13 protein-coding genes are annotated in these 13,416 nt (G+C 39.1%); 11 read left to right on the forward strand and 2 right to left on the reverse strand.

Going from position 1 to position 13,416, the window contains the following annotated elements; all coding sequences use genetic code 11:
- The first annotated feature begins 1 nt into the window (after position 1).
- From JM79_RS05615 to JM79_RS05665, 11 genes are all read left to right on the forward strand, one after another.
- Positions 2-343, forward strand: coding sequence for an Hpt domain-containing protein (locus tag JM79_RS05615; protein WP_141877208.1), 342 nt, complete (start codon positions 2-4; stop codon positions 341-343).
- Positions 340-1,599, forward strand: coding sequence for a competence/damage-inducible protein A (locus JM79_RS05620; RefSeq protein ID WP_141877209.1), 1,260 nt, complete (start codon positions 340-342; stop codon positions 1,597-1,599). Before JM79_RS05615 ends, JM79_RS05620 begins: the two co-directional genes overlap by 4 nt.
- A 227-nt stretch (positions 1,600-1,826) precedes the next feature.
- Positions 1,827-2,066, forward strand: coding sequence for a 50S ribosomal protein L28 (gene rpmB / locus JM79_RS05625; RefSeq protein ID WP_026915534.1), 240 nt, complete (start codon positions 1,827-1,829; stop codon positions 2,064-2,066).
- A gap of 29 nt (positions 2,067-2,095) precedes the next feature.
- On the forward strand, positions 2,096-2,278 hold the full coding sequence (rpmG, locus tag JM79_RS05630; protein WP_057480125.1) for a 50S ribosomal protein L33: 183 nt from the start codon (positions 2,096-2,098) through the stop codon (positions 2,276-2,278).
- Between the two features lie 7 nt (positions 2,279-2,285).
- Positions 2,286-2,435: a DUF4295 domain-containing protein gene (locus JM79_RS05635; RefSeq protein ID WP_084509775.1), complete on the forward strand. Its 150-nt coding sequence runs from the start codon at positions 2,286-2,288 to the stop codon at positions 2,433-2,435.
- Positions 2,436-2,575: 140 nt separating this feature from the next.
- A complete protein-coding gene (gene ftsY / locus JM79_RS05640) occupies positions 2,576-3,529 on the forward strand; it encodes a signal recognition particle-docking protein FtsY (protein ID WP_141877210.1) in 954 nt (317 codons plus the stop codon).
- Positions 3,529-5,163: an amidase family protein gene (locus tag JM79_RS05645; RefSeq protein ID WP_141877211.1), complete on the forward strand. Its 1,635-nt coding sequence runs from the start codon at positions 3,529-3,531 to the stop codon at positions 5,161-5,163. Before ftsY ends, JM79_RS05645 begins: the two co-directional genes overlap by 1 nt.
- On the forward strand, positions 5,156-5,440 hold the full coding sequence (locus tag JM79_RS05650) for a hypothetical protein (protein WP_141877212.1): 285 nt from the start codon (positions 5,156-5,158) through the stop codon (positions 5,438-5,440). Before JM79_RS05645 ends, JM79_RS05650 begins: the two co-directional genes overlap by 8 nt.
- Before the next feature lie 196 nt (positions 5,441-5,636).
- The gene (rimO, locus tag JM79_RS05655; RefSeq protein WP_141877213.1) at positions 5,637-6,989 is read left to right on the forward strand and encodes a 30S ribosomal protein S12 methylthiotransferase RimO; all 1,353 of its coding nucleotides are present in this window, start codon (positions 5,637-5,639) and stop codon (positions 6,987-6,989) included.
- A 15-nt stretch (positions 6,990-7,004) separates the two neighbouring features.
- Positions 7,005-7,418, forward strand: a complete 414-nt coding sequence (locus JM79_RS05660) for a hypothetical protein (protein ID WP_141877214.1) — start codon at positions 7,005-7,007, stop codon at positions 7,416-7,418.
- Positions 7,418-7,837: a hypothetical protein gene (locus JM79_RS05665; RefSeq protein WP_141877215.1), complete on the forward strand. Its 420-nt coding sequence runs from the start codon at positions 7,418-7,420 to the stop codon at positions 7,835-7,837. Before JM79_RS05660 ends, JM79_RS05665 begins: the two co-directional genes overlap by 1 nt.
- 246 nt (positions 7,838-8,083) lie before the next feature.
- Here the strand turns inward: JM79_RS05665 and JM79_RS05670 are convergent, their stop codons facing one another.
- Together JM79_RS05670 and JM79_RS05675 are read right to left on the reverse strand one after the other, a co-directional pair.
- The gene (locus JM79_RS05670) at positions 8,084-10,918 is read right to left on the reverse strand and encodes a pitrilysin family protein (RefSeq protein ID WP_260443378.1); all 2,835 of its coding nucleotides are present in this window, start codon (positions 10,916-10,918) and stop codon (positions 8,084-8,086) included.
- Entirely contained in the window at positions 10,908-13,391 is a 2,484-nt protein-coding gene (locus JM79_RS05675) for a M14 family metallopeptidase (protein ID WP_141877216.1), read from the reverse strand. The genes JM79_RS05670 and JM79_RS05675 overlap by 11 nt, the downstream gene beginning before the upstream one ends.
- Positions 13,392-13,416 lie beyond the last annotated feature (25 nt).

Here is a 13,416-nt window from a genome sequence, read left to right on the forward strand (position 1 = left end):
AATGAGTAATTACAATCTTGACGACGTTAAGGAAATGGCTGGCGGCGATGAAGAATTTTTATTAATAGTAGTCCAGACGTTCCTTGAGGAAATTCCGCCAGACGTTGCTGCGATGAATGAAGCCATTGATAATGATAATCCTTCACTAGCTTATCAGTATGCTCATAAAATGAAACCGAACCTTCAGATGTTTGGTCTAAACCTGATGGAGCAGATTAAGGTCATTGAGGCCTGGTCTAAGCATGGTCAAAGAAAGGATGAGGTGCCGCAAGCTTCAGATATTATTACTAGAAAAGTGGATGTTGCTTCAGAAGCTTTAAAAAGAGATTATAATCTAGGATGAAAGCTGAAATCGTAACCATTGGTGATGAGATCCTTATTGGACAGATCGTGGATACAAACTCGGTTTATATTTCCAAGCAACTGAATAAAATTGGGGTAAGCGTTCACCAGATCACTTCTATTCAGGATGATCGTGAGCATATATTGCAAACCTTGGAGGAGGCTGCTTCCCGGGCAGATATCATCATCATAACTGGTGGGTTAGGCCCGACCAAAGATGATATTACCAAGAAATGTCTTTGCGAATTCTTTGATGATACACTTGTAAAAAATGAAAAGGTTCTCCATCATATTGAAGAGCTTTTTGCAAAATATATAGACACGCCAATTTCAGATCTTAACCGGGAGCAGGCGATGTTGCCATCCAAGGCAGTTGCATTGCATAACGAATATGGAACCGCTGCTGGAATGTGGTTTAAAAGAGGTGATCAGGTCTTTGTGTCTATGCCGGGCGTTCCTTATGAAATGCGCGGACTCATGGAGCACGAGATCATCCCACGAATAATGAGTGAATTTTCCAGACCGGTTATTCTTCATAAAACCGTTATTACTCTGGGCCTTGGAGAAAGCGCGATTGCCGAGCGTATAGAAGCCTGGGAGGATCAATTACCCTCTCATATTAAGCTTGCTTATTTGCCTAATCTTGGCAGGGTAAGACTCAGACTCAGTGCACGAGGGACAGATCACAAGGAGCTGGAAGATGCCATTGATGAACAGCTCATTGAGTTGCGAAAGCTCATTGGGGAAATCATGTATGGTTTTGAAGATGATGATCCAGTAGAAATGGTCATTGCCAGGCTACTTGAAAAAAATAAATGGACGCTTTCTACTGCGGAAAGTTGTACAGGAGGTCGACTGGCTTCCAGGTTTACAGAAGCTCCAGGTTCATCAAAGACTTTCAAAGGAAGCGTGGTATGTTATGCAACCCAATCTAAAATTGATCTGCTCGATGTTCCGGAAAAGCTAATAGAAGAGAAGTCTGTAGTAAGTGCTGAAGTTGCCAAAGCTATGGCAGAAGGCGCTCGTAAAAAGTTTAATACAGATATTGCGGTGTCTACTACCGGTAATGCCGGACCTGAAAAAGGTGATAGCGAAGCAGAAGTCGGTACTGTTTTTATTGGACTGGCAACTCCCGGGGAAACACTGGCATTTGAATTTATGTTTAGCAATCACCGGGAGAAGGTGATAGGTAAAACAGTGAACAAAAGCTTACAGATCTTACTGGAACAATTACTAAAACTTCAGTCTACAGATTGAGACTCAATCTAATATCTTAAACTTTTTTAAAAATTGGCATTTGATCCTTTGATCATTATCATTAAAAAAATGTATTTTTGCATCCGCTCAGGCTTAATGGCGGTACTTAACGGCAATTCGAGAAGGATATTTTCGGAGTAAAATATTTTTTTTCATTTTGTTGTCTGTTAGGTAAAAAAATCGTTAATTTGCAGCCTGTTTTGAAATAACGAGAAAAGTATAGAGCAATGTCAAGAGTTTGTGAACTTACCGGGAAAAAAGCAATGGTTGGGAATAATGTTTCTCACGCCATGAACAAGACTAAACGTAAATTTAACGCCAATCTGGTTAAAAAACGTTTTTTCCTTCCTGAAGAAGATAGATGGATCACTTTAAAAGTGTGTACATCTGCATTAAAAGATATCAATAAAAAAGGCATTTCTGCCGTAATTAAGGAAGCTAAAGCAAAAGGATTTCTTCAGAAATAATCCTAAGCAGCACCTAAAAATATTTCACAATGGCAAAGAAAGGTAACAGAGTTCAGGTAATTCTAGAGTGTACAGAGCATAAAGCAACTGGACAACCAGGTACTTCAAGATATATTACTACAAAAAATAAGAAGAATACACCGGATAGAATGGAGTTGAAGAAATTCAATCCTATTCTTAAGAAAATGACGGTTCATAAAGAAATTAAATAATTGAGTCATGGCAAAGAAATCAGTAGCATCTATTCAAACAGGATCTAAAAGATTAACCAAAGCAATAAAAATGGTTAAATCTGAGAAAACCGGTGCCTACACATTTGTAGAACAAATCATGGCTCCGGAAGACGTTAACGACTTCTTGAAGAAGTAAGTATCGTTCACAAACGATTTTAAATAATCATAAAAAGCCGTCCTGGATTTATTCTGGACGGCTTTTTCTTTTTATGTATCTTTATTGCCGTAAAAAAGGGGCTGAATGGCTTCTTTTACATATTAACCTGCCAGAATAAAATGAGTTTATTTAAAAAGATATTTTCTAAAGAGAAAAAAGAAAACCTTGACAAAGGACTGGAAAAATCCAAAGCCAGTTTTTTTGATAAAATGAGCAAGGCAGTTGCCGGAAAGACCAAAGTTGATGAAGAGGTTTTGGACGATCTGGAAAACGTACTTGTAAGTAGCGATGTGGGAGTTGCTACCACGATTAAGATCATCAATAGAATTGAAGAACGCGTTGCCCGGGATAAATATCTTGGTACCGATGAGCTGAATAAAATTCTAAGAGAAGAGATCGCGGCATTACTTTCTGAAACCAATAAAGGTGAGGGTTCAGATATTAGCCTTCCTGAAGGAAAAAAGCCATACGTAATTATGGTGGTTGGTGTAAATGGTGTTGGTAAAACTACCACTATCGGGAAACTTGCGAATCAATTCAAAAATTCAGGTAAAAAGGTAGTTCTTGGAGCGGCAGATACATTTCGTGCGGCTGCCATTGACCAGTTACAAATCTGGGCTGATCGTACAGATGTGCCTATCATCAAGCAGAAAATGGGAAGTGATCCCGCTTCTGTTGCATTTGATACCGTACAAAGCGCTGTGAAGCTGGGTGCAGATGTGGTGCTTATAGATACTGCCGGAAGGTTGCACAACAAGGTGAATCTTATGAAGGAACTTACCAAGATTAAAAGAGTAATGCAAAAAACCATTCCAGAGGCACCTCATGAAGTGATGCTGGTGTTGGATGGTTCAACCGGGCAAAACGCTTTTGAGCAGGCTAAACAATTTACTGCGGCCACAGAGGTAACTTCGCTTGCTGTTACCAAATTGGACGGTACGGCAAAAGGTGGTGTGGTGATTGGGATTAGTGATCAATTTCAAATTCCTGTAAAATATATTGGAGTAGGAGAAAGAGTGGAGGATTTACAGGTTTTCAATAAATATGAATTCGTAGACTCATTCTTTAAATAATGAAACAATTATTTTTTCTTTTTGTGCTGGGAACTCTGCTGACTTCCTGTAAAAATGATCCTGAAAATTCAAGTGAAGTTCAAACTGATGAAGATTCTACTTCGGTTTCTTCGGAAGAGAGGGAATTTAAAGTTCTGGATTCAGAATATATTACAGCAGACAGTTTATGGGTGCCATTTGAAAAAGATTTAGATGAATTTACTTCCGAAGTTTATGAGGAAGTAAAAGCATTGGTTTTCGAAAAGTCTATCCCGGAAATTCAGGAATCTATCGCCTCTGGAAAACTTACTTACGAAGAACTATCTTTGTTTTACTTAACCAGAATAAGAGAATATGACCGCGAAAACGAGCTTTCTCTAAATTCTGTGATCTCCCTAAATCCTGATCTTGTTTCTGAAGCAAGAAAAAAAGATGAGCAACTAAAGAACTCATCCAACAATCATCCTATTTACGGCATTCCGGTACTACTGAAGGATAATATCAATACGAAGGCTATGCCAACTACAGCCGGTGCTGAAGCTTTGAAAGGCAATCAAACCGGTGATGCTTTTATTGTAGATCGACTTAAAAAGAATGGTGCTCTTATTCTTGGCAAAGCTAATCTAAGTGAATGGGCATATTTCTTCTGTGGTGAATGTCCAAGCGGGTATTCGGCAGTTGGAGGACAAACCTTGAATCCTTATGGTAGAAAGATTCATGATACCGGCGGATCAAGTTCTGGAAGTGGAGTAGCTGTAGCCGCGAATCTAGCTCCCGTAGCTGTAGGATCTGAAACATCCGGTTCTATCTTATCACCATCAAGTTCTAATTCGATCGTAGGAATGAAGCCGACTATTGGCTTGTTAAGCCGTGGCGGAATTGTACCAATTTCAAGTACTTTAGACACTCCTGGTCCTATGACCCGATCTGTGATCGATAATGCGATCTTACTTTCTGCTATGACCGGAGTCGATTCAAAAGACCCTGCTTCTTCCGCAGCAAAACAACCTACTAATCTCTATAAGGATCTAAAAAATTCCACTCTTAAAGGAAAACGATTCGGAGTGATCAAAAGTTTAAAGTCAGATACTCTATATATGAGAGCAGTGGCTGATCTTGAAAAAGCCGGCGCGACTATTATAGAATATGAAGCGGAAGAGATCGATCTTCCAAATTTCTTAAGGTTACTGAACCTGGATATGCAAAATGACCTTCCAGAGTATTTTCAGAAATATGGTGGAGAAGTTAATTTCCAAAATGTTCAGGATGTTGTGGATTATAATGCTATGGATTCAGTAAAAAGAGCTCCTTACGGGCAGGCTTTATTTCTGGGAATCTTAAAGGATTCAGCGAGTACGGAGGAATTTGCAGCGATCAAGGATACTTTAAAAACCAACGGTACACGATTTCTAAGTAAACCGATGAAAGAGCATGATCTGGATGCGATCATCTCTATCAATAATTATCATGCTGGATATGCCGCGGTAGCTAAATATCCTGCGATTACGGTTCCTATGGGTTATACTTCAGAGAATCAGCCCATGGGATTAACTTTTATAAGTGAACCTTTTTCTGAAAAGCAATTGCTGGAATTTGCATACGCATTTGAAAAGACTTCCAAACGTAGAAAAACACCAAAGGATTATAATGAGTGAAAAAACAGACAGATACCTGGTCCTGATTTCCAAAATCATATTTTTTTACAGCATCTTCTTCGTGGTGATGAAAGTCATTTCGATGTTTCAGGGTGCATGGGTAATCCCGAATTTAATACTTTCTCTGCCATATTTAGTTTTTGGACTGGTTGGCGGTTATATGGTAAAATATAATAAATATCACTGGGCATATGTGATCGCCGGAGTTATCTTGATAAGTATCGTTCGGTATTATGAAGTAGAGTGGATGCTTCAGCTGCAGGAACGCTTTTCATAACCAAAGCATTCATCAATAGTTTCTACTTTGAATTTTAGCAGAAAGTTTAGGTCGTCAATCGCGACCTATTGAAGCCTGAATTAATACCAATTAGTTTATTCAGCTTAAAATTAGGTGTATAAATTTTACACCTTATCTTTGCACCCGCTTAGATTTTTGGATTCAGAATTCTTAAGCATTTAGAAAGCAATATATTATGAGGACGAAATCGCTTAAAAAGAACAGGATTAATGTAGTAACTCTGGGTTGTAGCAAGAATGTTTACGATTCAGAAGTTTTGATGGGGCAGCTTCAGGCGAATGATAAAGATGTGGTTCATGAAGGCGAAGGTAATATCGTAGTGATAAATACCTGTGGTTTTATTGATAACGCGAAGGAACAGTCGGTTAATACAATTCTGGAATTCGTAGAGAAAAAGCAGGAAGGTTCTGTAGATAAAGTGTTTGTAACCGGTTGTTTAAGTGAGCGTTACAAACCTGATCTTCAGAAAGAAATTCCAGACGTGGATCAATATTTTGGGACTACTGAACTGCCAGGACTGCTTTCAGCTCTGGAAGCCGATTATAAGCATGAACTTATTGGTGAGCGTCTAACAACTACGCCAAAAAATTACGCATACCTTAAGATTGCTGAAGGTTGTGATAGGCCATGTTCATTTTGTGCTATTCCATTAATGCGTGGTGGACATAAGTCGACTCCAATCGAAAACCTGGTGATAGAGGCAGAGAAACTTGCTGCGAACGGAGTCAAAGAACTTATTTTGATCGCTCAGGATCTTACCTATTATGGTCTGGATCTATATAAAAAGAGAAATCTGGCGGAATTGCTGGAAAATCTGGTAAAGGTCGAAGGTATTGAGTGGATTCGTTTGCATTACGCTTTTCCTACGGGATTCCCAATGGACGTTCTGGATGTAATGAACAGAGAACCTAAGGTTTGTAATTATCTTGATATTCCACTACAACATATTAATGATGAACTTCTGAAGTCCATGCGACGAGGAACCACTCATGAGAAAACTACTAATTTGCTTAAGAAGTTCAGAGCAACTGTTCCAGAAATGGCGATTAGAACTACACTTATTGTTGGTTATCCTGGTGAAACTGAAGCGAACTTCCAGGAATTGAAAGAATGGGTGAAGGAAATGCGTTTTGAAAGGCTTGGATGTTTCACTTATTCTCATGAAGAGAACACTCATGCATTTAACCTTGTAGACGATGTTCCACAGGAAGTGAAGCAGGAACGTGCAAATGAAATCATGGAAATACAGTCTCAGATTTCCTGGGAACTTAATCAGCAAAAGATCGGGAAGATTTATAATGTCATCATAGACAGAAAAGAAGGTAATTACTTTATTGGTAGGACCGAAGCAGATTCACCAGATGTTGACAATGAGGTTTTGATCGATGCCACGACAGTTTATCTAAAGACCGGTGATTTTTACGAAGTTGAAATTACAGATGCTGCCGACTTTGATCTTTACGGTAAGCCTATCAACGTAGAAACCAAGAAGCCTGTTCGTAAAGAACTTAAGATTCGCACAGTCTAATTTAAAAACCTAGATTTGAATAAAATAGAGAAAACTCCCCATTTTCTTAGAGGGAATATGCCATATTTTCTTGGCGGTTTCTATGTCCTTATGGGTATCGCAGCATACTTCAGTATAGGTGATTCATTTTATCTTTCTTATTTACCATTAGGAATTATAGCCGTTGTAGTTGGTTATTTCCGAAGAGAGAATAGAAAGGAATTTATCAAGTGGAACAGTAAGAAGATCGTGCTTCAGGATCAAATCAATGGAAAGAAATCATATCCCTGGACAGCGGTGGATGACTTCATAATTAGCGAAGAAAACCTGCTCATCAAATCTGGCCCTGCGGATGGTGTTTATTTCGAGATTAGAGAATTTTCACAATCCGATATAGCGAAATTAAGATCCTCGTATCCCGAGTTTGCAAACCTCAAACACTCCGCCTGATGCAGCGTATAAGCAGGAAGCTCAATTTTTTTAGAAGAAACCAGTTCTTATTATTTGGTGTTTTCTGGACTTTAATGAGCATTTTTTACCTAGTCTCTCAAATAATAGTAGAGGAAGACGGTACTTTCAATTATTTTATGAGTTTTGGATATCTCATTATTGGGCTGCTCTATTTTTATCAAAACTACCGATATGGACACAAAAAGGGAGAGTTTATAGAGTGGAACGATACTGTCTTGAATTACCAGCAAAACTTCGGAAAATTTTATTCTTTTAAGTTAAGTAGCCTTGTTAACGTCACAGTAACTCAGGAGAATTTTATCATCAAGTCTCAAAATGCGCAAGGCACGATGGCTTCGCTTAAGGGTTATTCTGAAGAAGATATAGCTAAACTAAGAACAAGATTTGATAATATGTAGCCGGTTTTCTTCGCTGTGAAAATAAAACTGAATCAGACAATTAATGATCATTTTCGGAGTAAAGAAGCAGAGGACTTGATACTTAACTATCTCTTCCATCTGAAAGCAGATAAGAAAAAGAGACAACCGGCAGATGTTTTGCTATAAATAATTTAACGTTCTGTTATTCTAAAATCCTGAAAATTTCCCACAAAAAAACAGGAACTTTCGTTCCTGCCTTTTTTAAAACTATATTGTTACTTTTTACTATTCGTTCTCGTTAAGCAATACTGGATCACCATATCCAAGATCCTTCAATTTCTCTAACTGAGTTTCAGCATCACCAACAAAAAGGAAATACATTTTTTCAGGGTCAACATATTTCTTCGCCAACTCCTGTATATCCATCACCGTCATTTCCTCTACCTGCTGCTGTTGTTCTGCAACATAGTCGTCGCTGTAACCATAATCGCTAATTTCTTTAAGCATGTTTAATTTTGCACCCAGAGTTTCAAATTTCCGTGTACTGCTTTTTGTCATAAAACTTTTGGTGACCTCAAGATCATCCTGAGTAAAAGTATCGGCATAATTTTTAAGAATGTCCCGAACCAATTCAGTTGCTTCATAGGTTATGTTGGACCGGACACCACTGGAAATAAGGAATGGTCCAATGTAGGATCTATCTTCGAACCTGGAACGAATTCCATACGTATAGCCTTTTCCTTCTCTAAGTTCCTGTGTAAGCCTGGATGCGAAACTTCCACCGCCAAGTCTGTAATTCATTACCTCTGCTGCATAGAAATCTTTATCACTAGCGCTCAGTGCCGGAGCACCGAATGTTAGAACAGATTGTTTCGCACCCGGAACATCATAAAAATAGATCTGAGATTTTTCCGGTGCTTCGAATTCTGGGATCTCCAGGAAATCTACAGTTTTCGGAGGCCAGGAAGCTGAAATTGCTTTTAGTGAATTCTTCGCCTTTTCGAGATCTAGATCACCTACAACGAGATAGGTAGCGTTAAGAGGTGAAAGATTTTCAGAATAATAAGCTTTAAGATCGTTCAGCGTAATATTCTCTACACTTTCTGTGGTTCCCATTTCATTCATGGAAAGAATACTGTTTTCACCATACACCAGTTTTCGGAATTCGTTAGAAGCGATATTATTAGGATCTCCTTCCTGCTGCGTGATCCTACTTAGAGTTTGTTGCTTTATAAGTTCAAATTCTGACTCATCCCAACGCGGTTGAAGCAGCATCTCATCCACAAGTTTCATAGTCTCGGCATAATTCTTAGCAAGCGTATTTCCAGAGATACTAATTTTTTCTTCCGAAGAACTTACATAAATACGAGCTCCCAAAAGTTCAATTGCTTCCTCCAGCTCTGCCGGAGTTTTTTTAGCGGTACCACGATTCATCAAGTTTGCCAGTAGATTTGCTACTCCTGCTTTATCTTTATTTTCCAGTAACTGTCCGCTTTTAATTTCAAGACTAAATTGTACGAGTGGCACTTCTTTATTAGTAATACCCATTACTTGGAGTCCGCTTGGCATTGTCGTTTTCCAGATCTCCGGAATTTCCAGTTCAGGTTTTGCTGAATACGGAGGTTCGATTGTTCGATCAAAGCTAGAGGCTGTTTTTGGATAATCTACAGCTTGTTTTGCATCGAAATCTTCTTCAGCACCTTCCACGATCTTTTCTTCTACTACTTCAGCTTTTTCTGAATTTTCCAGAGCAAGATCCAATTGATCTTTTGGAACAAAACTGGTGGCAACATAATGCTGATCTTTTATATATTTTCTGAAGACTCTCATAACATCTTCCGAAGAAACCGCCAGTAATTTTTCGATCTCTTTGTTGATGAAATTGGGATCATTTGCAAAAATATCGTACTGTGCTAATTGAAAACCTTTACCAAGAACACTTGAAATGGAGTTATAGAAATTTGTCTCTAAACCGGCTTTAATTCTCTTAAGGTCTTTCTGCTGAATGCCATTTTTATCGAATTCGGCAAGTCCTTCCTCGATTACAGACTGAACAGAGTCAAGGTCTTTTCCATCATAAGCCCTAATCTGAAGCATTAACTGTCCCGAAAGTTCAGAAGTGTAATTGAACATGCTCACATTACCAGAAAGTTTGGCATCTTCCACAATCTTCTTGTATAAAGGAGCATTTTTACCATCGGCAAGGTAGCTGGTCAATATCTCCAATGCAAAGCTATCAGGATGGTAAGAGTATACTGAAGGCCAGGCGAGAGTAAGCTCAGGCAGCTTCGCGAAATTGTCTTCGTGGTAGACTTTTCTAGTGTTATCAAGACTAACAAGCTGCTTTTCCTGTTCTTCGATCTTCTCTCCACGCGGGATCTCATCAAAATATTTGTGCACCCATTCCTTGGCCTGGTCTTTATTAAAATCACCTGCGATCGTCAGGGTTACATTGTTAGGAGTATACCATTTATTATAAAAATCTTTTACATCCTGCAAAGTGGCGTTTTGCAGATCATCCAGACTTCCAATCACCTGCCAGTTGTAGGGATGATCTTTAGGATACAGGTTTTTGTCGATCACATAGAAAGTATGTCCGTAAGGCCGGTTATCCACTCCCTGTCGCTTTTCATTTTTAACTACTTGCTTTTCCTTGGCAAGCACCGGTTCTGTAACCGTATTGATAAAGTATCCTAGCTTATCTGCTTCTGCCCAGATCATTTTTTCCAAAGCATCTTTTGGTACGGTCTGGAAATAATTGGTGCGATCACGACTTGTAGAGCCATTGGCACCGCTACCACCGATTCTGGCAGAGAGCTTATCCAGTCCACCTTTACCAAGGTTTTCAGATTCCAGAAACAGGAGATGTTCAAATAAGTGTGCAAACCCTGTTCTACCTTCTTTTTCCCGGGCGCTACCCACGTGAGCGGTAAGTGCTACTGCCACGACAGGGTCAGATTTGTCTTCGTGAAGTATCACTTTTAGTCCATTTTCAAGGGTGAAAGTTTCAAAATCTACCGAAAACTGATTCGTTCCTTCCTGGGAAAATGCAATGGCATTCGCTATCAGAAAAAAGCATAAAGCAGATAATAATTGTCTCATTTTCATATTAGTAATCATATCCTCTATTATTTGTTAGGAATAATGCATTTGTAAAAAATAACTTTCCGTTCTCCCAGAAAGCTCTGAATAGCGGGTTGTCCACCATATAAATAATACTACCTCTACCTATATTTTCTTCACCGAAAATAAGGGAGTTTTCAAGCTTTTTCTGAGCTTCGCTACCGGCAAATCCAGAAACGATCTCAGGTTGCTGAATATAAACCACGTTATAGCCTGAATCCAGAAGCTCATAACTATCACCGCTAAGTTTTAAGCTGAAATAAGTATCGTCATATCCAAATGCCAATGGGTGACTTGCATCTACCGAAGTTTTTACGATACTACCGGTGATCATATTTTTTACATATTCTCTTTCACGCTGTGAATAAGGAACAAGCTTGTCGGCAGTTTTTATTGAATCTTTCTTAGAATCTTTTGCTTTAATCCCAAAGCTTTCTTTGTCTGTAAATGCAGAAACAGCATCCCCGATCGCGATAAGCTTTCCACCGCCACGAACCCAGTTCTCAAGCATTTTTAAAGTATCCTCATCAAGAAAACTGGAATAATTCCCTGAAGGCATAATAAGAACATTTAGCTCATCCAATACACCGGCAGAAAGATTACCCGTTTCTAATGGAATTACCGGATACTTCAAATCCTGTTCGAAAAAGTACCATATCTCTCCAAAATTGAGCGAAGAAACCTGCTCACCTCTTAGGAGTCCGATTTTTTGCTTATTAATGATCTTTATATTCCCAGATCCAAAATCGGGTCCCTTATCTGAAAACCCGGTATTAGTAGCTTCGAGTTTTCGCTGCATGTTATTGGCGATCTCCACCACTTTCTGCTGGAAATTTTCAATTGCTGAATTATCACTTTTAGAAATGATCAGGCTACCGGCATTAAAATCTTCGCCGGAATTTCGAAATTGTTTTTCACTAAAACGGACTTTGATGTCATTTCTAATGAGTTCTGCCAGAAATCTGGCATCCTCCATGCTATTCCACTTAGACAAAAATGCTGTTGCGTCAGCGTTCGTTGAATTTTGCTCAAAGCTTTCAGGATTATTTGAATTGCCATTGATGATTTTGGAACTGGCAACTGTCTCCAGACCGTAGGCATACGGCAGACTCCAGGCGGTAATATCGTATGTAAGAGAATCTACAAGTTTGGCTTTAGGTTCGAAAAGCACTTTGATCATTTTCGATTTTGGCTGATTCGCAGATACCAATAAAGTTTCTTTAGAAGCCTCAAGATTTCCACTTTTTGAATCTTGATAAGAATAACCTTTAACGTTTCCTGAATTGGCAAAACTATAGTTGATCTCATGCCTGTCAAGCAGATCAGTTAAAGCTTTGATCTTATCCTTTTCGCCATTCATTGCATAGGTTTTGAATTCTGAATCACTTCCGGCGAAGAAATCTGTGAATTCTGAAACTAGTTCAGCAGCATTTTCAGAAGCCATTTCCACCGTGGAAATTCCAGTTGTAAAATGATGTTCTATGCGATCTTTTAAAGTTAGAATATAACCTTCGTTGGTTTGCACTCCTAAACCAGCACGACCATGACCAGCCTGTTCGTAGGTCATCCCGATAGCGCCCATATAGGTTGGATACGTATCTCCGTAACTTGGATATAGTAAATCAAATTGCTCACCTGTAAAATATAACCAGCCATTATCATCAAAATATTTCGCATGATTTTTTCCAATTCTTGTCTGGAAATCACGCTGAAAGTCGGTAATGATCTCATGAAACGGTTCAGCAGCAGGAGCGAAATAATAAGGGTCGTTGATATCCTGTTCGTGGAAATCTACATGGATATGTGGCATCCATTGGTTATAAATTTTTAAACGTTGTCTCGTTTCTACCTGCGTTGCCCAGGCCCAGTCACGATTTAGATCAAAAAGATAATGATTAGGTCTTCCACCCGGCCATGGCTCATCATGCTCGGCAGAAAACTGACTTGTATTATAAGGAGTTGCTTTTACCTGGTTGTACCAGTTTGCATAACGGTCGCGACCATCTGGATTTACACAAGGGTCAATAATTACCAACGTATTTTCCAGAAGCTCTTGCCTTCCGGTAACCAGTTCATATAGAGTTTTCATTGCAGCCTCGGTACTGGAGGCTTCATTACCGTGCACATTATAGCTTAGCCATACGATCGCCTTTTCAGAAGTTTCATCGGAATCGGTAAGCCCGGCACTCGCAAAATGCTTCTGCTTAATGGACTCCACATCTCGTATATTTTCTTCCGAAGAAATAATGGCATAAGTAAGTGGCCGACGTTCGTTGGTAAGACCGTACTGCTGGTAATTAACCAGATCAGAACTTTTAGCTACATGCTCAAAATAGTTCACGACATCTGCATGCCTGCTAAATTGAGAGCCCAATTCGTAACCAAGAAACTGCGACGGACTTTGAACCTCCTGTCCAGTTATTGTTGTAGTAATTACAATGAGAAAGAATAAAAAGAATCTGATTTTCAAAATTTTAGATTTTCAAAAGTGAATG

Origin of the sequence: Gramella sp. Hel_I_59 (assembly GCF_006714895.1) — a bacterium.
Taxonomy (GTDB): domain Bacteria; phylum Bacteroidota; class Bacteroidia; order Flavobacteriales; family Flavobacteriaceae; genus Christiangramia.